Source organism: Margalitia sp. FSL K6-0131 (assembly GCF_038008735.1).
In the GTDB taxonomy this organism is placed as follows: Bacteria; Bacillota; Bacilli; order Bacillales; family Bacillaceae_C; genus Margalitia; species Margalitia shackletonii.
In genome coordinates this window covers 359,953-378,117 of the sequence record NZ_JBBOZS010000001.1, presented here as the reverse complement: position 1 = coordinate 378,117, position 18,165 = coordinate 359,953, and the positions used below count along the sequence as shown (strand labels likewise).

General features: G+C 36.7%; 17 protein-coding genes. 5 read left to right on the top strand and 12 right to left on the bottom strand.

Features of this window, described 5'->3' with window-relative positions; all coding sequences use genetic code 11:
* Nucleotides 1-22: 22 nt before the first annotated feature.
* Nucleotides 23-946 (bottom strand): ketopantoate reductase family protein, encoded by a 924-nt coding sequence (locus NSQ59_RS01945; protein WP_340828836.1) that lies wholly within the window; start codon nucleotides 944-946, stop codon nucleotides 23-25.
* A 230-nt stretch (nucleotides 947-1,176) separates the two neighbouring features.
* On the opposite strand from NSQ59_RS01945, the gene NSQ59_RS01940 reads away from it, so the two are divergent.
* Nucleotides 1,177-2,493: an APC family permease gene (locus NSQ59_RS01940; RefSeq protein ID WP_055738004.1), complete on the top strand. Its 1,317-nt coding sequence runs from the start codon at nucleotides 1,177-1,179 to the stop codon at nucleotides 2,491-2,493.
* Between the two features lie 319 nt (nucleotides 2,494-2,812).
* On the opposite strand, the gene NSQ59_RS01935 is transcribed toward NSQ59_RS01940, so the two are convergent.
* Nucleotides 2,813-3,694, bottom strand: coding sequence for a LysR family transcriptional regulator (locus tag NSQ59_RS01935; protein WP_340828835.1), 882 nt, complete (start codon nucleotides 3,692-3,694; stop codon nucleotides 2,813-2,815).
* 256 nt (nucleotides 3,695-3,950) lie between these two features.
* Here NSQ59_RS01935 and NSQ59_RS01930 point away from each other — a divergent pair, with 256 nt between their 5' ends.
* A complete protein-coding gene (locus NSQ59_RS01930) occupies nucleotides 3,951-5,159 on the top strand; it encodes a multidrug efflux MFS transporter (RefSeq protein ID WP_055738002.1) in 1,209 nt (402 codons plus the stop codon).
* Nucleotides 5,160-5,177: 18 nt separating this feature from the next.
* Here the strand turns inward: NSQ59_RS01930 and NSQ59_RS01925 are convergent, their stop codons facing one another.
* From NSQ59_RS01925 to NSQ59_RS01910, 4 genes are all read right to left on the bottom strand, one after another.
* Entirely contained in the window at nucleotides 5,178-5,699 is a 522-nt protein-coding gene (locus tag NSQ59_RS01925) for a DinB family protein (RefSeq protein ID WP_055738001.1), read from the bottom strand.
* Between the two features lie 155 nt (nucleotides 5,700-5,854).
* Entirely contained in the window at nucleotides 5,855-6,817 is a 963-nt protein-coding gene (locus NSQ59_RS01920; RefSeq protein ID WP_340828834.1) for a helix-turn-helix transcriptional regulator, read from the bottom strand.
* Nucleotides 6,818-7,373: 556 nt separating this feature from the next.
* Nucleotides 7,374-8,624, bottom strand: a complete 1,251-nt coding sequence (locus tag NSQ59_RS01915; protein ID WP_340833121.1) for a DUF445 domain-containing protein — start codon at nucleotides 8,622-8,624, stop codon at nucleotides 7,374-7,376.
* A gap of 145 nt (nucleotides 8,625-8,769) precedes the next feature.
* A complete protein-coding gene (locus tag NSQ59_RS01910; RefSeq protein ID WP_126648069.1) occupies nucleotides 8,770-10,131 on the bottom strand; it encodes an amino acid permease in 1,362 nt (453 codons plus the stop codon).
* A 243-nt stretch (nucleotides 10,132-10,374) separates the two neighbouring features.
* Between NSQ59_RS01910 and NSQ59_RS01905 the strand changes: the two genes are divergently transcribed.
* On the top strand, nucleotides 10,375-11,637 hold the full coding sequence (locus NSQ59_RS01905; protein WP_055737998.1) for a sensor histidine kinase: 1,263 nt from the start codon (nucleotides 10,375-10,377) through the stop codon (nucleotides 11,635-11,637).
* Nucleotides 11,638-11,897: 260 nt separating this feature from the next.
* Here the strand turns inward: NSQ59_RS01905 and NSQ59_RS01900 are convergent, their stop codons facing one another.
* The 3 genes from NSQ59_RS01900 to NSQ59_RS01890 all read right to left on the bottom strand — a co-directional run bounded on the left by NSQ59_RS01900 (nucleotide 11,898) and on the right by NSQ59_RS01890 (nucleotide 15,307).
* On the bottom strand, nucleotides 11,898-12,326 hold the full coding sequence (locus tag NSQ59_RS01900; RefSeq protein ID WP_055737997.1) for a GNAT family N-acetyltransferase: 429 nt from the start codon (nucleotides 12,324-12,326) through the stop codon (nucleotides 11,898-11,900).
* Between the two features lie 237 nt (nucleotides 12,327-12,563).
* Complete coding sequence (locus tag NSQ59_RS01895) at nucleotides 12,564-13,022, bottom strand: hypothetical protein (RefSeq protein WP_055737996.1); 459 nt, start codon at nucleotides 13,020-13,022, stop codon at nucleotides 12,564-12,566.
* A gap of 98 nt (nucleotides 13,023-13,120) precedes the next feature.
* Nucleotides 13,121-15,307, bottom strand: coding sequence for an MMPL family transporter (locus tag NSQ59_RS01890; protein WP_055737995.1), 2,187 nt, complete (start codon nucleotides 15,305-15,307; stop codon nucleotides 13,121-13,123).
* Nucleotides 15,308-15,800: 493 nt separating this feature from the next.
* Between NSQ59_RS01890 and NSQ59_RS01885 the strand changes: the two genes are divergently transcribed.
* Entirely contained in the window at nucleotides 15,801-16,178 is a 378-nt protein-coding gene (locus NSQ59_RS01885; protein WP_055737994.1) for an SET domain-containing protein, read from the top strand.
* Nucleotides 16,179-16,290: 112 nt separating this feature from the next.
* Nucleotides 16,291-16,500, top strand: coding sequence for a hypothetical protein (locus NSQ59_RS01880; protein WP_055737993.1), 210 nt, complete (start codon nucleotides 16,291-16,293; stop codon nucleotides 16,498-16,500).
* A 225-nt stretch (nucleotides 16,501-16,725) separates the two neighbouring features.
* Here NSQ59_RS01880 and NSQ59_RS01875 read toward each other — a convergent pair whose 3' ends face one another.
* The 3 genes from NSQ59_RS01875 to NSQ59_RS01865 are packed head-to-tail and all read right to left on the bottom strand — an operon-like array spanning nucleotide 16,726 to nucleotide 18,030.
* A complete protein-coding gene (locus NSQ59_RS01875; protein ID WP_055737992.1) occupies nucleotides 16,726-17,100 on the bottom strand; it encodes a VOC family protein in 375 nt (124 codons plus the stop codon).
* A 17-nt stretch (nucleotides 17,101-17,117) separates the two neighbouring features.
* Nucleotides 17,118-17,441 carry a hypothetical protein gene (locus NSQ59_RS01870; RefSeq protein ID WP_055737991.1) on the bottom strand — a complete coding sequence of 108 codons (324 nt, stop codon included), beginning with the start codon at nucleotides 17,439-17,441 and terminating at the stop codon, nucleotides 17,118-17,120.
* Between the two features lie 22 nt (nucleotides 17,442-17,463).
* Nucleotides 17,464-18,030, bottom strand: a complete 567-nt coding sequence (locus NSQ59_RS01865) for a GNAT family N-acetyltransferase (RefSeq protein WP_055737990.1) — start codon at nucleotides 18,028-18,030, stop codon at nucleotides 17,464-17,466.
* Between the last annotated feature and the right edge of the window lie 135 nt (nucleotides 18,031-18,165).

Here is an 18,165-nt window from a genome sequence, read left to right as displayed (position 1 = left end):
AAAATAAAAAACCCTAAAGCCATTACTTTAGGGGTGTTCCATTTGTATAGGGGTGAAGGAGTGAATAGATTGCCCGGACGACTGGTACTTGAATTCCATGCTTCGTTGCTTGGTCCAAAATATATCCTTGCAGGCTTTCTACTTCTATAGGCAAGCCTTTTTCAAGGTCACGATGCATAGAGGATGTCATAGCTGGAGGAAGTCCCTCGGCTTTATTTATAATTTTTCTTACCGTATCCTCTGCCAATGGAATGTGAAGTGAAATGGCAATTTGATAGATCTCCTGAATTAAATCTACTAACAATGCCTTAGTTGCCGGATCATTCATAGCTACGCCAATTGGCTGCCTTGTTGCAGAAGTAATTCCACTTAATGTAGCTAAAAAGATAAATTTATTCCACATTTCACTTACGATATTTTCAGTCTGTATAACATTCACGTTCGATTGCTTGAACATATCTTCCATTTGATTCAGAAATGGTGTTTTCCCGTTATTTAAGGCACCAAAAACAATATCATGCATTGGGCTTGTTTGAACAATGTCCCCTTCTTCGTTTAACGTGGATTCTATGTAACAAACTCCTCCCAAGATATTCTCCTCACCGAATTGATTCGTTAATATCTCCATATGTTGAACACCGTTAAGCAGCGGTAATATTTTGGCACCTTTTTTTATCAATGTCTCTAGCTGTGGAAGTGCCCCCTCTAGATGATAGTTTTTCAATGCTAGAATAACTAGTTCCGGATGTTCAATTTCATTACTGCTTACTGCGAGATTAGGAGTGATGGTAAAATCTCCATGAAAGCTTAAGACTCTTAAATTACGTTTTTTCAGTTGCTCAAATCTCTTTTCACGGACTAGAAAGGTAACTGGATAACCAGCACATGCCAATTTCCCTCCAAAATAACCACCGACAGCGCCTGCACCAAATACGACCGTATGCATAATATTCCCCCTTTTTTTGACTCAATTTTATTCTATACCATTTCTAATCAATTTGCTCATTATTCTGACTCTTCCCATTTTGCTATTTCACAAAAATAAAAGTTGGGTTTTTTTACAGATAAAATCAAATTTTCCATTGTAAGCGTTTAAAATATAAATATTCTAATAAAATAATTTCGTGTATTTTTATGATATAATTCTATTAAAACAATTGTACGTGAGGGATGGACATGAGCAATGAAACACATTTAAAGAAAAATGTTGGATTTTTACTTTCTGTATCCATTGTCATCGGGACAGTTATTGGTTCCGGAATTTTTATGAAACCTGGAATTGTTTTATCCGCAACCGGGACAACAAGTAAAGCTCTTCTTGCATGGGTGATTGGCGGAATTATTACACTTGCCAGTGGTTTAACGATTGCGGAAGTTAGTGTAAAAATTCCAAAAACAGGAGGATTATACGCTTACTTAGAGGATGTTTACGGGAAGCTTTGGGGCTTTTTATGCGGGTGGGTTCAATCCATTATTTATGGACCTGCCATTATTGGGGCACTCGGTCTTTATTTTGGTACATTAATTGCCGGTTTTTTTGGATGGCCGGATCATACAAAAATTGTGATTGGGATTATGACCGTTATCCTTCTTTGTGTATTAAATTTACTCGGAACACAATATGGGGGTATCATTCAAAATATTTCTACCATCGCTAAATTGGTGCCAATCGTGCTGGTAGCTGTTTTTGGGATTTGGAAAGGCGGACACCCAATTTTTGCAGGGTCGATCCATTCGGATACCATTAATTTTGGGGCAGCCGTTCTGGCGACACTTTATGCATATGATGGCTGGATGAATGTCGGTTTCATGGCTGGAGAAATGAAGAACCCTGCTAAAACATTGCCGCGTGCAATTATTTTTGGAATTGTTATAGTTATCATCGCGTATTTAACTGTTAACATGGCGATGTTTCACACGTTATCTGCTCAGCAAATTATTGATTTAGGTCCGAATGCTGCTAAAACAGCCGCAACGATTCTGTTTGGAGGTTTGGGAGGAAAACTGATCGCAATTGGGATTATGATCTCCATTTTCGGTTGCCTTAATGGGAAAATCCTTACTTTCCCTAGAATTACGCTTGCTATGGCTAATACAAAACTGCTTCCCGGTTCCAAGGCAATTGCAAAAATTCATCCTAAATACCAAACACCTATTGGTGCAACAGTAATACAAGTTCTAATTGCCATTTTGATGATGCTCTTTGGAAACCCAGACCGATTATCCGATCTTGCTATTTTCACAGTATTTATTTTTTATAGTTTAGCATTTTATGCTGTTTTCCTCTTACGGAAACAAGATAAAGGAAAAGAAACAAAAGGTTTATATAAAGTACCGTTATATCCTATTACTCCAATACTCGCCATCATCGGTTCTGCTTATATTGTCATTAATACCTTAATTAGCAGCCCTTTGGATGCAGTGATTTCTATTGGGATTACGTTAATTGGTTTAGTGGTATATTTGATTAGAAAATCAAAGGTTCAATCATGATGAAATGCAATATTGTTCGCTACTTTTGTCCATGAGATCACTTCTTCTCATGGACATTTTGCTGCCGTAATCACTTGCTTATGTCCTTCACACCGTTTATGAAGGACATTTTGCTCCCGTGCTCACTTGCTTTTGTCCTTCACACCGCTTATGAAGGACGTTTTCCTCCCGTGTTCACTTGTTTTTGTCCTTCAGACCGCTTATGAAGGACATTTTGCTGCTGCACTCACTTGTTTTTGTCCTTCAGACCGCTTAACCAAGGACATTTTCCAATGCCCCAAAATGCTACCCTCCTAGGCCATTACGAAAACATAAATGCTCAATCCAATTTTTTAAAATACTCCACCATGAATTCTCGGAATTCCCGGACAACCTTTGAAGTATACCGCTCCTTTTTCCACGCCATACCGATTGTCCGCTTACAAATTGGCTGGTCAATGTGCAAAGCGACAATTTTATCATGATGGGAATAACGAAGAGTATGTTCTGTTAAAAAGGACACTCCCAACCCTGCTTCCACATAGTTTTGAATGGAGCCCGGTTCCTCCAATTCAAAGGCAATATTCGGAGTAAAACCTGCTTTCTCACAAAAGCGGTCTGTTAACATTCTGAATGGGTTTGTTGGTTCCATATGAATAAATTGTTCATCGGCCACTTCTAATAAATGAATGCTCTCTCTTTTCGCCAAAGGATGACTATCTGGAACGATGATGAAAACCTCGTCCTCCATTAGATTCACCCAACTGATGCCTTCTGTTTCAATCGGAAAATAGGTGACACATAAATCAATTTCCCCTTTCTCTAATTGATCCACAATCCTGAAGGGTGAATGCATTCCTACTTGAAACTTTGCTGATGGATATTCTTGTCGAAATTCGCTAATAATATTCGGCAGTAATGGGGTATGCATGACGGAAAGAGATATTCGGTTCTCACTTTCCCCTGCGAGTTCTTCCATTTCGAGTTTTGCGGAATCTAGTTCTGAAAAGGCTCTGTCCACTCTTTTTAAAAAGATTTTTCCATACTCGTTTAATTTAATATTCCTGCCCTCTCGATCAAATAGAGGAAATCCTAGCTCGTCCTCTAATCGAGAAATGGTTTGGCTCAGAGAAGGTTGGGCAATCGTTAGTTTTTTAGCTGCCTTGGTCATATGTTCAAAATGCGCTACGGTTTGAAAATACCTTAATTGCAATAAGTCCACTTTGTCCACCTCTATTGATAGTTCTAAACCTATAAGCAAATAGTAATACATATATTAGTCATTATCAATTATTTGGAGTATGATAAAGGGTATCAATTATTACGAAAGCCGAAATAAAATGAAACTTCAATCATGTTATTATCCAACTGATTGTTAGGTGAAGTAATCGGGCGTTTACAGGCAGTTAGGTTTTGAAGAGAGGAACTTCCTGTCCCTTAACCCGAGATAAATTTCAAATTATAAGAAAGGTGTTCATATGGAAAACTGGAAACGTAATTTATTTGTTTGTTGGTTTGGATCATTTGTAACGGCCGCGGGAATGAGTCAAATCGCACCAATGTTACCTTTGTATATAGATGAACTAGGAGTACATGCTAATTCAGATATTGAAAGATGGTCCGGATTAATTTTTGGCTCGACCTTTTTACTCTCAGCAATCGTTTCACCTATTTGGGGAAAGCTTGCGGATAAAAAGGGAAGGAAATTAATGCTATTACGCGCCAGCCTTGGAATGGCGATCGTTGTTTTTTTCATGGCATTTGTACAAAATGTTTACGAATTACTTGCATTACGAATGTTAATGGGGGCTGTTTCTGGTTATATATCCGCATCCGTAACATTAGTCGCTACGCAAACACCGAAGGAAAAATCAGGATGGGCACTCGGAACACTTTCAACGGGGTCGGTTAGCGGCGGGCTTTTAGGACCGTTATTAGGAGGATTTATTGCAGAATTCTCAGGGATTAGAAGCTGTTTTATTTTAACAAGTGTTTTACTGTTAATCGCCTTTTTTGCTGTTCTTTTTCTAATAAAAGAAGAATTTACGCCTGTTCATAAAACTCCATTGCCATTTAAACAGGTATGGAAGCTTGTTCCGGATACTAGATTATTAATTTCTTTGTTTGCTAGTACGTTTATTTTACAAATTGCCAATATGTCTATTCAGCCGTTAATTACGGTGTATGTAAAAGAATTGTCGCCGCATATTGCACACTTATCCATGGTTGCTGGAATGGTCGTCGCTGCTTCTGGACTTGCCAATATTATTGCAGCACCTAGATTAGGCAAGCTTGCGGATCGCATTGGATCCCAAAAAATCCTTATCGGTGCATTAATTGTCGCTGGGATTATCTTTATTCCTCAAGCCTTTGTCAAATCACCTTGGGAACTAATGGGGCTCAGGTTCTGTCTCGGACTTGCAACAGCAGGATTGTTGCCATCGATTAACAACCTTGTGAGAAAAAGCGCACCGGATGAAGTAGTGGGTCGTATTTTCGGCTATAATCAATCTGCCCAATACATTGGAACCCTTGGAGGATCTGTCTTAGGAGGGCAAATGGCCGGATTATTTGGCATTCATTATGTGTTCTTCAGCACAAGCGCTTTATTACTGCTTAATGCATTATGGGTGTACAGTATTAATCATATCGGTTCTAAAAGAGGGACGATGTCACATAGTCATTAAAAAATAGCACGCTGAAAATCAGCGTGCTTCTTCTTTTTGTTTTTCAAACAAATAAAATATGTAATCCGTCGAAGCGCCAGAATATCCTAATTGTCTTAACATAGCAGTAATATTCCCTCTGTGATAAGTTCCGTGATTCGAAACATGCTGCACCAACTCAGATACGGTGGACTCTAATTTTCCGAACTGAGGATGCTCCGTCACAACAGGTTGGTCCTTGTAACCTAAGCTAGAAAAGAATTCTTCATATTGATTTGCTAAACTTTGATAGGCATTTTCAAAATCGGCAAGATTCATCGTTTTTATTTTCTCCGTTACCCCACCCATTAATGCCACAATTTCGTCGAAGCTTTTCCCCATCATCACATTTAACCAAACCACATCCACTCTATAAGTATGTCCGACAGCATCTAATATAGTTGGGAATACGCTTTGAATTTCCTTTTGTAATAATTGCTCAGGTACTTCCTTTAGCTTCGCAAATACTCTTTTATTCGCCCAAACATGATAATCATAAATCTTTGTAAATTGTTGGTCCATATATACCCTCCTCAACTTTTATCCTATTATTTTAAAAAAATGGCAGCCTTTCTACACCAATCATCCTTACAATGGTGAATCTCGTGGTCTCTGGCAATAAAATCATTCTATGGTCATCATATCCCATCTCCCCTGACAATTTCAGTCAGTGTAATTTATGATTGATAAAAATTATTTAATTCAGAGGTGATATTTATTAATTTCTCTTTCAAAAAACTTGGCTCCTGCACTTGAATGGATTTTCCAAAGGATAAAATTAGATACGGTAAATAGAAGGTAATCATATCTCTATCAAGCTTAAAATGTACATCATGAACAGATCTTTCTATTAAAACATGTCCTAATAACCAATGCTCACAAAGGTTATCAATCGCTGATTTGTGCCCTCTTATTCGAACAGAGATTAATTCTGCAGGGTCCTGAATACCAGGCAAAATACTATTCATGAAAAATTGCCGTGCGGAAAAATCCAATGGTCTCTCAAACTTTTGATCTGTCTCTGCAATAGTAATAATTCTATCAACCCGAAAACTCCTAACCTCATTACGAAGATGACAGAATCCTACAACATACCATCGATTTTTCCAGAACAATAGCCCATACGGATCAAGTTGTCTGCTTGATTGTTCCTTGCCATTCCCTTTAATGTACTCAATGGAAAGGGTTGTTTCATTTGCAACAGCTTCTTCTAACAGTTGGAGAGTTTTCGTTTTAGGTGTATGAATAGGTGAATGAATTACATCAAATCCTATGGAATGACGATTTATTTTCTCTAGTTGTTCTTCATTTGTATAAAGCTTTAATTTTGATATGGCAGATTCTAAGGCATCACCAAAAGGATAACCTGCTTCTTGTGCATATTTTGCTGCATGAATAAGTGCCTTTTGCTCCTGCAAATCAAAAAATAAGGGAGCCTCATTAAAGTGTTCCAATAAGCTATAACCGCCATTATGACCGGAATCAGCAACAATAGGCACCCCGCTTGCACATAATGAATCGATATAGCGGTATACAGTCCGAATACTAATTTCCAATTCCTCTGCAATCTGTTTTGCCGTCATTTGCTTTCTTGATTTTAACAGCCATAAAATAGATAGCATGTTATCCGATTTGGACATTACTCTTATCTCCTTTTATTAGTTAGTACCCATCTACCCAAACACAAATTAGTATGTACCATGTTTATATTCTCATCTTCCCACTCAATTTCCTCCCACCTGCATTTTAATCAAATGTTTGATTAAATCGCGTAGGCCTTGATACAAAAGAGATTAGCCAATTAATCAAACGTTTGATTAAATTATTTTTTCATCAATCTACCCATCAAAATAAAAAAATTTTTTATACCAAAAACACATTGCAAAATCTCATAAATTTCCACAACACAATTCAAAGTATTTTGCACAGTCAAAAAGGCTTAGAGATGCAAATCTCCAAGCCTTTTTTAATTTTCTTTTATTTGCTAAAGCGCCTGTAGTATACAAGTCATTAGACGCTGAAGCTAGTTTGATAAATAAGCGGAAAAATTCCTCTTAATTAGGAAATAGCACTGAAAATGGCTTAAATAGACGGAAGGATTCCGACTATTGACTAGAAAAACGGAAAAATGGGTAAATTTGCTTTTCTTAATCGGAAAACCTCCGCTTATTTACCCCCCTTTTATAAGATGTTTTTTTAAATCAACATTTTAAGTGTTGTTAGCACCAATCCAATAATAAACCCACAAACCGCACCGTTAACCCGAATCCATTGCAGATCCTTGCCAACATTGGTTTCAACCAATTCCACCAGTTTATCATTATCGAGCTTATCCAAGTTTTCTCTTACAAGGTTACCGATTTTGGAATGATTTTTTTCAACAAGATCCATTACTTGTTTGTGAATCCATTGTTCGATTTGATCCACTTTAGTTTGATCTGCCTTTAAATCCTCTAATAGCCTTGTTAAAAGCGGAAAAATATACGGATCTAATTTATCATCTTCAATAAATGTTATGAGCTTTTCCTGTGTTTCTTTTAAAATACCCGCAATTTGCTTTTTGGCATCCCATTTTTCCAGAAAGCTGATTTTCCAATGATTCAGTTCTGAAATAACCTGTTGGTTTTCTTTTAAGTTTTCCAAAAATGTTCTTGCCTTCGCAAGCAAAACAGCCCGATTTTTACTGTCACTATTCCGAAGATCATCAATGCCTTTTGTAACAAGCTTATAAATAATATTCCCAAGCGTTTCTTCATTAATAAGATTGCGGAATGACTTGATTGCAAATTTAACAAAACCATCTACATCCGCGTTATCGATTAATTCTACAGCTAAGCTTCCCAACTGCTCGCGAGTGCTTTGCTTTGCAATCCATTTCTCCACTTCTGCCAATAGATAATCAAACGTTTTCTCATCGTATTGTCCTGCGAGCGTTTTATCGATGACTAATCCAAGCAGGGCCTTCACATCAATCGAATGAGCTTTATTCTTCACTTCTTTTTCCAGAATGCCAGCTAATTTATCCACGTCTATTTGTGCTACTATTTTTTTCGCAAAGCTGGATATGCCTTTCCGCACTATCCTGGAATCCAAATTCTTTTCAAGCTCCTGCAATAATTTTTCCGTAATTTGAACTTGAGCCACCTTGGATTTAATACTTTCCTTCGAAAGCCAATTGTTCTCTACCAAATTCGTCGCAGCTTCGGTCATACGCTTTCGATTATTCGGCAAAAGTGCGGTGTGTGGAATCGGAATGCCTAGTGGGTGGCGAAATAACGCAGTTACCGCAAACCAGTCTGCCAGTCCTCCTACAACACCGGCCTCAAATGCCCCTTGTAAAAGTCTGCCGATTATATAATCATGAAATGGCATCGTAATAAAAAAACCTAATGCCATCACAATTAGAAAAAGAGTTGCTAAATATCTAGAATTTCTTTTTTGTTTCACCAATCATCGTTCTCCCTTAATCATGAGGATATAATTAACATTATCTCCAATTTTCGAGTTTCTTCTTCATTTATTGTTATGTTATTTTGCAGTTAAAGTCAATCAAAAAACCGCCTAAGTTAACAGACGGTTTTCATATACACTATTATTTTTTTGCTAGTTTCATAAAATAGTACCCGATTAAAAGAAGGATAAACCAAACCGGTGTAACAAATAACGCCACTCTTGTATCAGCGGCAAAGCCAAGTAAAACGAGTACGAAAACAAAGAATGCTAGTACAATCCAGTTTGAAAAAGGTGCCAATGGCATTTTAAAAGGATTTTCTTTTGCATTATCCGGCATTAATTTGCGATAACGCAAATGGGACACGATAATGACTCCCCATACCCAAATAAAACAAATCGTTGAAATACTCGTCACTAATGTAAAGACTTTATCCGGCAATAGATAATTTAGCAATACCCCTACTAATAATACCAATGTCGATCCAATTAATGCCGGTGCAGGTACATTCCGCTCATTTAAATGTTTTAGCATTTTTGGCGCTTTTCCTTCATTGGCAAGAGTATAAAGCATACGGCTTGTACTAAAAATACCGCTATTACATGAAGATGCCGCAGAAGTTAGTACGACAAAGTTTATGATTCCAGCTGCTGCAGGTATCCCAATTAAAGAGAACACCTTTACAAATGGACTGCTGGCAGGATCTACCCCATTCCAAGGATAAATCGACATAATCATGAACAAGGCACCTATATAAAAGATTAAAATCCGAATTGGAATACTATTTATCGCTTTCGGGAGTGTTTTCTCCGGATTCTCTGCTTCACCCGCTGTAACCCCTACAAGCTCAATACCGACAAAGGAGAAGACAGCCATTTGAAAGGCCAGCAGAAATCCAGAGGATCCATTCGGGAAAAATCCGCCATGATTCCAAAGATTCGCAAAGGAGGCTTTTGTTTCGTGACTTTCAAAGCCCATAAAGACTAGGACAAAACCAATGACGATCAAAGCTACAATCGCAATAACTTTAATTAAAGCAAACCAAAATTCAATTTCACCAAAAGCCTTCACTGTCGCTAGATTAATAAGAAGTAATACAAGAACGCATATTAGCGCAGGTATCCATTGCGGAATACTTGGCACCCAAAATTTCACATACATTCCGACAGCTGTGATCTCCGCAATTCCTGTCACGATCCAGCAGAACCAATACGTCCAGCCTGTAATAAAACCAGCCCACGGTCCTATAAATGTTTCTGCAAATTCCGTAAAAGAGCCTGTAGTAGATTTATATAATAATAATTCTCCTAAGGCACGCATGACAAAAAATAGAAAGGCACCAATAATTAAATAAACAAGCATGATGGAAGGACCGGCAAGATGGATTGATTTTCCTGCCCCAAGGAACAATCCGGTTCCTATTGCCCCGCCAATTGCAATTAATTGAATATGTCTGTTCTTCAGTCCTCTTTCTAAATTTCTTTCCTTCGTCAACTGTGTCATTTCATCACCATCTCACCTAATAATTCTTGTACATTTGTGCAATAGTCTAGCTTTTCAGAAAAATATTTTTAGAATTGTTCATTATTATACATTTTTCGATAAAAAAACACAAATGTCCTTTTTATAGGTACAAAATACCTATTTAAATTATTATAAAGGTTGATAAAAAATTTAAGAGGAATTTTCTAGCGAGATATAGAATTAAGAATTATGTATGTTATTGTCGATTAAGGAGAACAGAACATGGATTTTCACTACCAGAACATCTTACTGCAAGTACTAATGGTTCTTTTTCCATTTATTATCTATTTGGTGCTTGTAAAAGAAAAGATAAGTGATATAAAACATAGAGTCATGTTCGGAGTTACGTGCGGTATTGCTATTACGTTGTCGCTTTCATTTGCGATTCAAATCAATAATGGAAGATTACTTGATTTAAGGCTTGTTCCTTGGTATTTGGCATTTATATACGGAGGAAATATAACCGGCGTGGCGGTTACCCTATTTTATGTCCTTATTCGTATTATTCATGGCGGAATGGGCATGTATCCAAGTTTTATTATTTTATTAATTGCCAGCATCATTCTCTTTAAATATAAAAACAAGTTTTCTACTTTTTCATTAAAGAAAAAACTGTCCTTTTCCATTTTATTCATTGGAGTTTCTTCTGCTCTTATTCCCATTCTAGGCTCTATCTTCCTATCGGAAGGTATGACTTTTAACAAATTTATTATTTACACTTTATATGTTTTAGAAAACGTGATTCTAGTTTGGATCGTCATTTACTTAATGGAGTTACATATTGAAAAAATAGATTTATTTAACGAAATTCAACATGCGGAGCAATTTAATGTCATTGGACAGCTGGCAGCAAGTGTTGCTCATGAAATCCGCAACCCTATGACAAGTATTCGTGGGTTTATGCAAATATTGCAATCTTCAAGCAGAATATCCCTATCGGAAAAAGAATACATTAAAATTTGCATCGAAGAAGTGGATCGTGCAAATGCCATTATAGCCGATTATCTTGCGCTAGGGAAAAATCATTCTTCTGAAAAAGATATTCCATTAGATGTAACCATTGAAATAAAGAATGCAATCAGGTCTTTATCCTCGTTTGCAACACTTAATAATGTAAAAATCGATTTTCAACATAAATTACCTGTCCTTGTTAAAGGAAATACCACTCGGGTACAGCAGCTATTTATTAATCTCATCAAAAACGGAATTGAAGCATCTGGCGGAAATGGCGTGATTACGATTCAGGTACAACTCACTCAAAAAAATGTCCAGATTTCGATTGCGGATAACGGAGAAGGGATGAGTCAAGAAACAATCGACCGATTTGGGCTGCCCTTTTATTCTACAAAAGAAAAGGGTACGGGACTTGGCTTAATGGTATGCAGACAAATTACAGAGGAAATGGGCGGAAGAATTAACGTTAGCAGCACAAAAGGCGTAGGAACGATTATTTATTTGACGTTCCCGAGATTCTTAAAATCATAAGGTTGTTTTCTTCTGACGCTGGCAGCGGGTTCTGCCAGCCTTTTTCATACGAGCTACCTAAGCTTTTATATTTTATAAACTTTGTTAGGCCAATGACGAGTAAAACCCGGGTGGTGGAGATGTCTTTTATGAGCATTCAAAATCCTTATAAAATCGGAGTTGAGTTGTCCTTTATAAGCATCCATAAGGCCAACATTTTCATAATTGCAACCCCGATTCTATTTCTCTATCAAAGCCAATGGTCAGATATTATTCATCTTTTAAATTCTTTTCAAGAACAAATAATGTGTATATCCTTCAGGAAAGTCTTCCACCGTACCATATACTTCATAACCCTGTTTTTTATAAAATTCGGGTGCCTGGAAACTAAAAGTATCCACTCTTACCATCTTGCAGCCCTTTTCACTAGCAACTTCCTCTGCTTTTTTTAATAGCTTTGCCCCAATGGCTTGACCTCTTAGCCTTTCATCCACCCATAAGAATTGAATAAATAGACAGTGAAGTTTCGTGTTTCCCGTAATACCTCCTATTATATTTCCTTCTTCATCCTTAACGGTAATGCTAATATCCTCATTATTAAATGCTATTTCTCTGTCTGAAAGGTATTGCATATTATATTCTGATAGTCTTTGTCGAATGTAGGAAGCGTCTTCCTGACTCGAATTAGTATGAAAATATAGCTTCGTCATCTTTGTAATCTCCTTTGGTACAAGTAGTTGCTTTTAAATTATTCGCCAACTATTTAAAATGTCCTTGTTATTAATCGAAAGAGGATAGCGGGTATACTAAAATAGAAGAATTAAATAAGAGGAAATTTCTTGATTAAGGTAATCTATGCGGTTTTAATTTGCCTACGATATCCCAGATTGTTTTATACAAAATAAATTCAGGCATGGAGTGTGCTTTCCCCATGCCTGGATAATATATTAAAACTTAAAACTAACCATGAAAATAATAGATAAGATTAAGATGATAAAAATTGTAAGCCACACAAGATAAGTAGATAATCCTCTTTGAACAACTGCTACATCCACATTTGCAGCTTTTAATGGTTTCTTGATTTTTTTGCTGCTAACAATACTTAACACAATAATGGACAAAAGAATGATGAGTAATCCGCCCTTTTCCATAAAGTGCAGCCATAGTGGCTTTTGTGATTCGGAAATATTCATGCTGATAATCATAAAGACACCGCTTATTAGTACGATAAAACTGCTCGGATGAAGCCATCTGCTGAATAAGCCAGGTATTTTTCGCAATAAATTCTGGATATCCTTTGAACCGGCTTGTTTTTTTAGTACGGAAGTAATAATGGCAAGAGACAATAAAGATCCGAGCCAAATCGATAAACCTGTTAAGTGGAAAAATAACATTGTTGTAAACATTTCGTATCCTCCCCTATTTGAATAAAATTTCAGGGCCGATCCAAAATCGACCCAAAAACAGAATATATAAGTAATATGAACAACAGATGAACATAACGTTACATTTTCAATTGGTTTGACATTACATGCTTCGATTGTTTCGTCTTGAAAAAAGTTAATATCGCTGGTAATAGCATGCCGCGGACAAGGAAAGTGTCCATTAACACACCTATTCCCATAGTCATTCCGAATAGGAAGAGCTCCTGCAATGGTTGCGTCATTAACACACAGAATGTAGCCGCTAATATGATTCCTGCTGATGAAATAACTCCTCCGGTAAGGGAAACGCCACGAGCAACCGCTTCCTTCCACTCATAGTGCTTCGCTTCCTCCCTAATTCTCGAGACCACCATGATATTGTAATCAACACCCAAAGCAACGAGGAACACGAAGGTATACACCGGCAGACGATAACTAATAGCGTCATATCCTAAAATATAATGAAACACCATCCAGCCAATTCCAAGGGTAGCTGTATAAGACAACAGCATCGTTCCAATCATCGTAAAGGCCATTAAGATCGATCTTGATTGAAAAGCAAGCATAATGGTAATAAATACAGCTATTAAAGTGAAAGTTAAAATAGTATCGCGCATGTTTAGATTTTTCACATCCAATTGTTGAGCTGTTTGCCCAGCATAATGGATGGAAAATTCTTTTGTATTGAAGCCGCTATCCTTCAGCATAGACTCGCTATTTTCCCGCAGTTTATTTAATGCCTTTAATGATGATTGGTCATAAGGATTATCATTTAAAATCAATTGCAGTTTTACGGCATGTTTATTTTCTGATAAAAAATTGTTTGATGACATGCCCGGAACGACTTCTGGAGAAATATCACCGACTCCACCTTGGGCTTTTAATGCTTTTTTCAAAGCGTTGATTTTTTCGGCAAAAGTAGAATCCAGCACTATCTCTTTTTCTGATTTTAAAATCACGGAGACCGGCGCTAATTGCCCTTGTGGGAAGTGCCCTTCCAAAATCTCAAATCCTTGTCTGGATGAAATATCATTCGGAAATGATTTCATAATATTAAACGAATATTTCATGGATCCTACATTAAGGGATGATAAAACTAGCAACAGTAATAGAACTCCTGCCGTAATCCCTGGCTTTCTGGTGATAAACTTTCCTACCCTTGACCAAAATCCTGGATGCTTCTTTGTTTCCTTTTCTTCTATTTTTGGGATGAATGGCCAAAATGCTTTTCTGCCAACCAATGCGAAGATGGCAGGTATCAGTGTCACTCCGCCTAGCAAAATAACCACCATTGCCACCGAAAAAACTGGTGCAAAATAATGATAGGCTTTGAAATTCGCAAAAAATAAGACCAGCATCGCAACAAGCACAGTACCGCCGCTGAATAAAATCGGCTCCATGACTTGTGTGAACGCTTTTTTCATGGCCTCGTATTTGGACTCATTTTTCTTAAGCTCCTCGCGATATCTTGCAAGAATAAACAAGCAATAGTCGGTTAAAACGGCAAAAAGTAAGATCATCATAATCGAAAGTGCTTGTTTATCAACAGAAAACCAATCATACTTTGCAGCCAAACCTAAAATCCGGTCAACAACTTGATACACCAATCCTGCAATAATTAATGGAATAATCGCAAGTAATGGCGACCGATAAATAATCATTAAAATAACCAAGATTAATCCAACGGTTGCAAACATTAGAACTAAATCAGCATTTTTAAACAATGCAATCGTATCGGATGAAATTCCCGCCGGACCTGTGATTTCCAGCTTCATGTTCCCAAGATCAGTTTTACTCGCATGATTTTTGATTTTTTGAATCGTGTCGTAGATTTGGTCTGAATCTAATTCTTTCTTTAACGCTATATTTAAAATGAGTGTAGTATTATCTTTGGAAAACATTTTATCCTGAACTTCTTTTGGCAATTGATGAAATGGCAATGCACCGGATACATTTTTCGGTTTCTCGTTGGACGACAGCCATTTGCTGAGTTCCGTGATTTTTGCACGATCTTGTTCAGATATTTTGTTTTTATCATAAAAAACAAGCAGTGCTGTTAACCCATCCTTCGTTGGAAAATATTTATCCATAATTTTAGCAGCCTCTGCAGATGGAGTGTTTTCATGAATACTGCCTTCTCCACTGCTGATGGAATATTGCTTTGCACTTGGCGCCACAATACTTAATAAGATAATGACCGCTAACCAGCCAATAAGAATCGTTTTAGCTCCTTTAGAACTGCTAATGAAATGAGCGATTTTTTTCATGTTCAATCCTCCTGTTCATCCATCTATATGGAGATTGTAAAAAAGGAATATGAACGATAGATGAACAAGAGATTACAATTGGTGGACAGTGGCTTGGGGTATAAAAAATTTGTTGGATGCAGGTTCGGGTGCGAACAATCTCCTATAGGACAGAGATTCCGTTATCTGTGACAAAAGGGGCGATTTCAGAAGTTTATCGGACACTCGTTCCGTTATAATGGCAAATGACGGCTATTTTCGAATGAATTTCATATTATAACGGAATTTGTGTCCTCTAATATGATGAAAATAAGGTTTTTTTAGAGAATAGCGTATCCTGTGTCCTTGTAAAAATGGGAATGCTCAACTTTTCCTTTCTAGCGTTATTACTAGATGATCGTTTTCCTAGTTAATTAAAATATTTCTTTAAGTTAAATGTTGTTAGTATTTTGTATGCTCTTCAATTTAATGTTACAGTTAGGAAGAAAATTTTTAGAGTGGGTAGGCGAATAACATGATTGAGATAAAAACATCTCTCCTAAGTGATGGAGAATTCAATAGAGGGGTATTTGCTACATGCGATATCAAAAAAGGTGAGCTTATACATGAAGCACCTGTCATTGCTTATCCAAACGACCAGCATCAATACATCGAGAAAACCTTACTCGCTGATTACGCCTTTGAGTATGGGATAAATCATTCTGCGATCCTTCTAGGTTATGGAATGTTGTTTAACCATTCTTATGAACCTAATGCGAATTATGAGATTAATTTTAAAAACCACACATTTGACTTCTATGCTTACACAGATATAAAAGCAGGGGATGAGATTCTAATCAATTATAATGGCGATGTTGATGACAAAGATCCACTGTGGTTTAATCAGGACTAAAAAGGATAGTAAAATATTCAAAATAACGCAGGTTAGGACATAATGAAGATGCTCATAATGGAACGGACGCCATAAAAGCTCCGTCTAGCGATAAAATATGGAGGTGTAGAGAATGAATAAACGATGGACAATCGATAAAATTAAAGAATTTGTTGAGAACAATTCAGACAGCAAGTTGCTAACGACGGAATATCATGGCTTTTCTCAAAAGCTATTATTTAAATGTGCATGCGGTAACAATTTTGAAAAAACATTTACGAAGTTTAAAAATAATCACCAACGTAAATGTGACGTTTGCCAACCGCCAAAAGCGTCCCGCTAAACGTATAGCCCCCATACGAGATTGCGTTTATGCTTGATTATTAAAAATCACCTTGCTCCTATTGTCTTATTAGCAGTAAGGTGATTTTTTTGATAGAAGAATACACTTAAGGAAAATCCCAATAAATTGACCTTATATTATTATGCAATATCAACATTAAGTTTTAAGAGAGGCATTATAAATAGCCTGATTTCACCAGGCTTTTATATTGGAAATACAAATTCCTCAACCGGTACATATCATAACAATATTTTTATCAGGATCACTAACAGTAAAAAATGCAAAATCCTCAAAACGAACAATATCCGATTCCATTTTGTATCCTAACTGTTTAATATATTCATATGCCTCATCAATATCATTTGTATGAAAATTAAATAGTGGATTCCCAGAAGGATTGATTTGTTTTGCTGTTCCAGACGGACCTGCATCTAATGTTAGACCAGTATGATGATTGATCTTCATGTTATAAACGGGCCGATGAACCTCTGCTAAATTATATTCCTGATCAAGTAATTTTGAATACCATTCTACAGATCTTCCCAAATCACTAACATGAACAAAAATCGTGTTGATTTGATTTACTATCGGACTTTGCATCACTCATCGCTCCCTTATTAAAAGAAATATTGTCGATAATAATAAAAGGTAATAATAATTGCTACTAGAGTATAAGCAAGTGATGTAAAAAAAGCCGCATTGGGTGAAAATTTATAGGTGTCTGCCTTTAATTTAAAATTCGTTGATTCCATTTGGACGATTCCATCCGTTATACGAGAGGTTAGACCGCCTTTCGATGTGAAAAACCATATGATAATGCTAAAGACTAATCCCACACCAAATGAATAATCTATGAACTTGGTATTTGTATAGTATGCTACAGCATAATTAATGCCCAGCAAAATTAATAATGTAACAAAAATACTTATGATCCGTTTCATGTTCCCCCCAACCCTTCTTTATTTACAATAAGAACTCATCCTTCAAAATAGAATACACCTTTAAATCTTGATGCTCCCCTTTAATGAAGGCCACTTTTCTTAATATCCCTTCGAAAGTCATCCCCGCCTTCTCCATTACGCGGCTGGAACCGATATTTCCTACTAGGCATCTTGCTTGAATACGAACTAAGTCCATATTTTCAAATCCATATTCAATGACTTTCTTTGTGGCTTCGGTACCAATCCCCTTCCCCCAATAATCCGGAGAAATTACGTATCCGAGTTCTGCACTTTTATGTTTTGGCTGCCATGAAATAAAATTGATGGTTCCTATCAATCTTCCATTTTCTTTATATTCGATTCCCCAGGGAGCAACTTGTTTGTTGTATTCATACTGATTAAGAATGAACTGAACAAATTCCATTGTGTCTGATAAAGTACGATGGGGATCCCAAGTCACATATCTTGTTACCTCTTCTATTGAACCATATGCGAAAATATCCTCTACGTCGTCTAACGTTATCCTCCGTAGCAAAAGCCGCTCCGTTTCTAAAACAGGTAAATCTTCATTTAGTTTTTCTGCTCCCATCCAATCACCCCTATCAGTTAATATTGCCATTATATATCATTTTTTCGAACTATAGGGAAAAATGAAACAATTACACCGTTAACTTGTATCTATTTATTCCATTATTTGTTAACATAAACTTAAGAAAAATTTTCT

Bases quoted from the DNA above. Each gene is read 5' to 3' on its own strand.
- NSQ59_RS01945 (WP_340828836.1), bottom strand. From the start codon at position 946: ATGCATACGGTCGTATTTGGTGCAGGCGCTGTCGGTGGTTATTTTGGA.
- NSQ59_RS01940 (WP_055738004.1), top strand. From the start codon at position 1,177: ATGAGCAATGAAACACATTTAAAGAAAAATGTTGGATTTTTACTTTCT.
- NSQ59_RS01930 (WP_055738002.1), top strand. From the start codon at position 3,951: ATGGAAAACTGGAAACGTAATTTATTTGTTTGTTGGTTTGGATCATTT.
- NSQ59_RS01925 (WP_055738001.1), bottom strand. From the start codon at position 5,699: ATGGACCAACAATTTACAAAGATTTATGATTATCATGTTTGGGCGAAT.
- NSQ59_RS01920 (WP_340828834.1), bottom strand. From the start codon at position 6,817: ATGTCCAAATCGGATAACATGCTATCTATTTTATGGCTGTTAAAATCA.
- NSQ59_RS01910 (WP_126648069.1), bottom strand. From the start codon at position 10,131: ATGACACAGTTGACGAAGGAAAGAAATTTAGAAAGAGGACTGAAGAAC.
- NSQ59_RS01905 (WP_055737998.1), top strand. From the start codon at position 10,375: ATGGATTTTCACTACCAGAACATCTTACTGCAAGTACTAATGGTTCTT.
- NSQ59_RS01900 (WP_055737997.1), bottom strand. From the start codon at position 12,326: ATGACGAAGCTATATTTTCATACTAATTCGAGTCAGGAAGACGCTTCC.
- NSQ59_RS01895 (WP_055737996.1), bottom strand. From the start codon at position 13,022: ATGTTTACAACAATGTTATTTTTCCACTTAACAGGTTTATCGATTTGG.
- NSQ59_RS01890 (WP_055737995.1), bottom strand. From the start codon at position 15,307: ATGAAAAAAATCGCTCATTTCATTAGCAGTTCTAAAGGAGCTAAAACG.
- NSQ59_RS01885 (WP_055737994.1), top strand. From the start codon at position 15,801: ATGATTGAGATAAAAACATCTCTCCTAAGTGATGGAGAATTCAATAGA.
- NSQ59_RS01880 (WP_055737993.1), top strand. From the start codon at position 16,291: ATGAATAAACGATGGACAATCGATAAAATTAAAGAATTTGTTGAGAAC.
- NSQ59_RS01875 (WP_055737992.1), bottom strand. From the start codon at position 17,100: ATGCAAAGTCCGATAGTAAATCAAATCAACACGATTTTTGTTCATGTT.
- NSQ59_RS01870 (WP_055737991.1), bottom strand. From the start codon at position 17,441: ATGAAACGGATCATAAGTATTTTTGTTACATTATTAATTTTGCTGGGC.
- NSQ59_RS01865 (WP_055737990.1), bottom strand. From the start codon at position 18,030: ATGGGAGCAGAAAAACTAAATGAAGATTTACCTGTTTTAGAAACGGAG.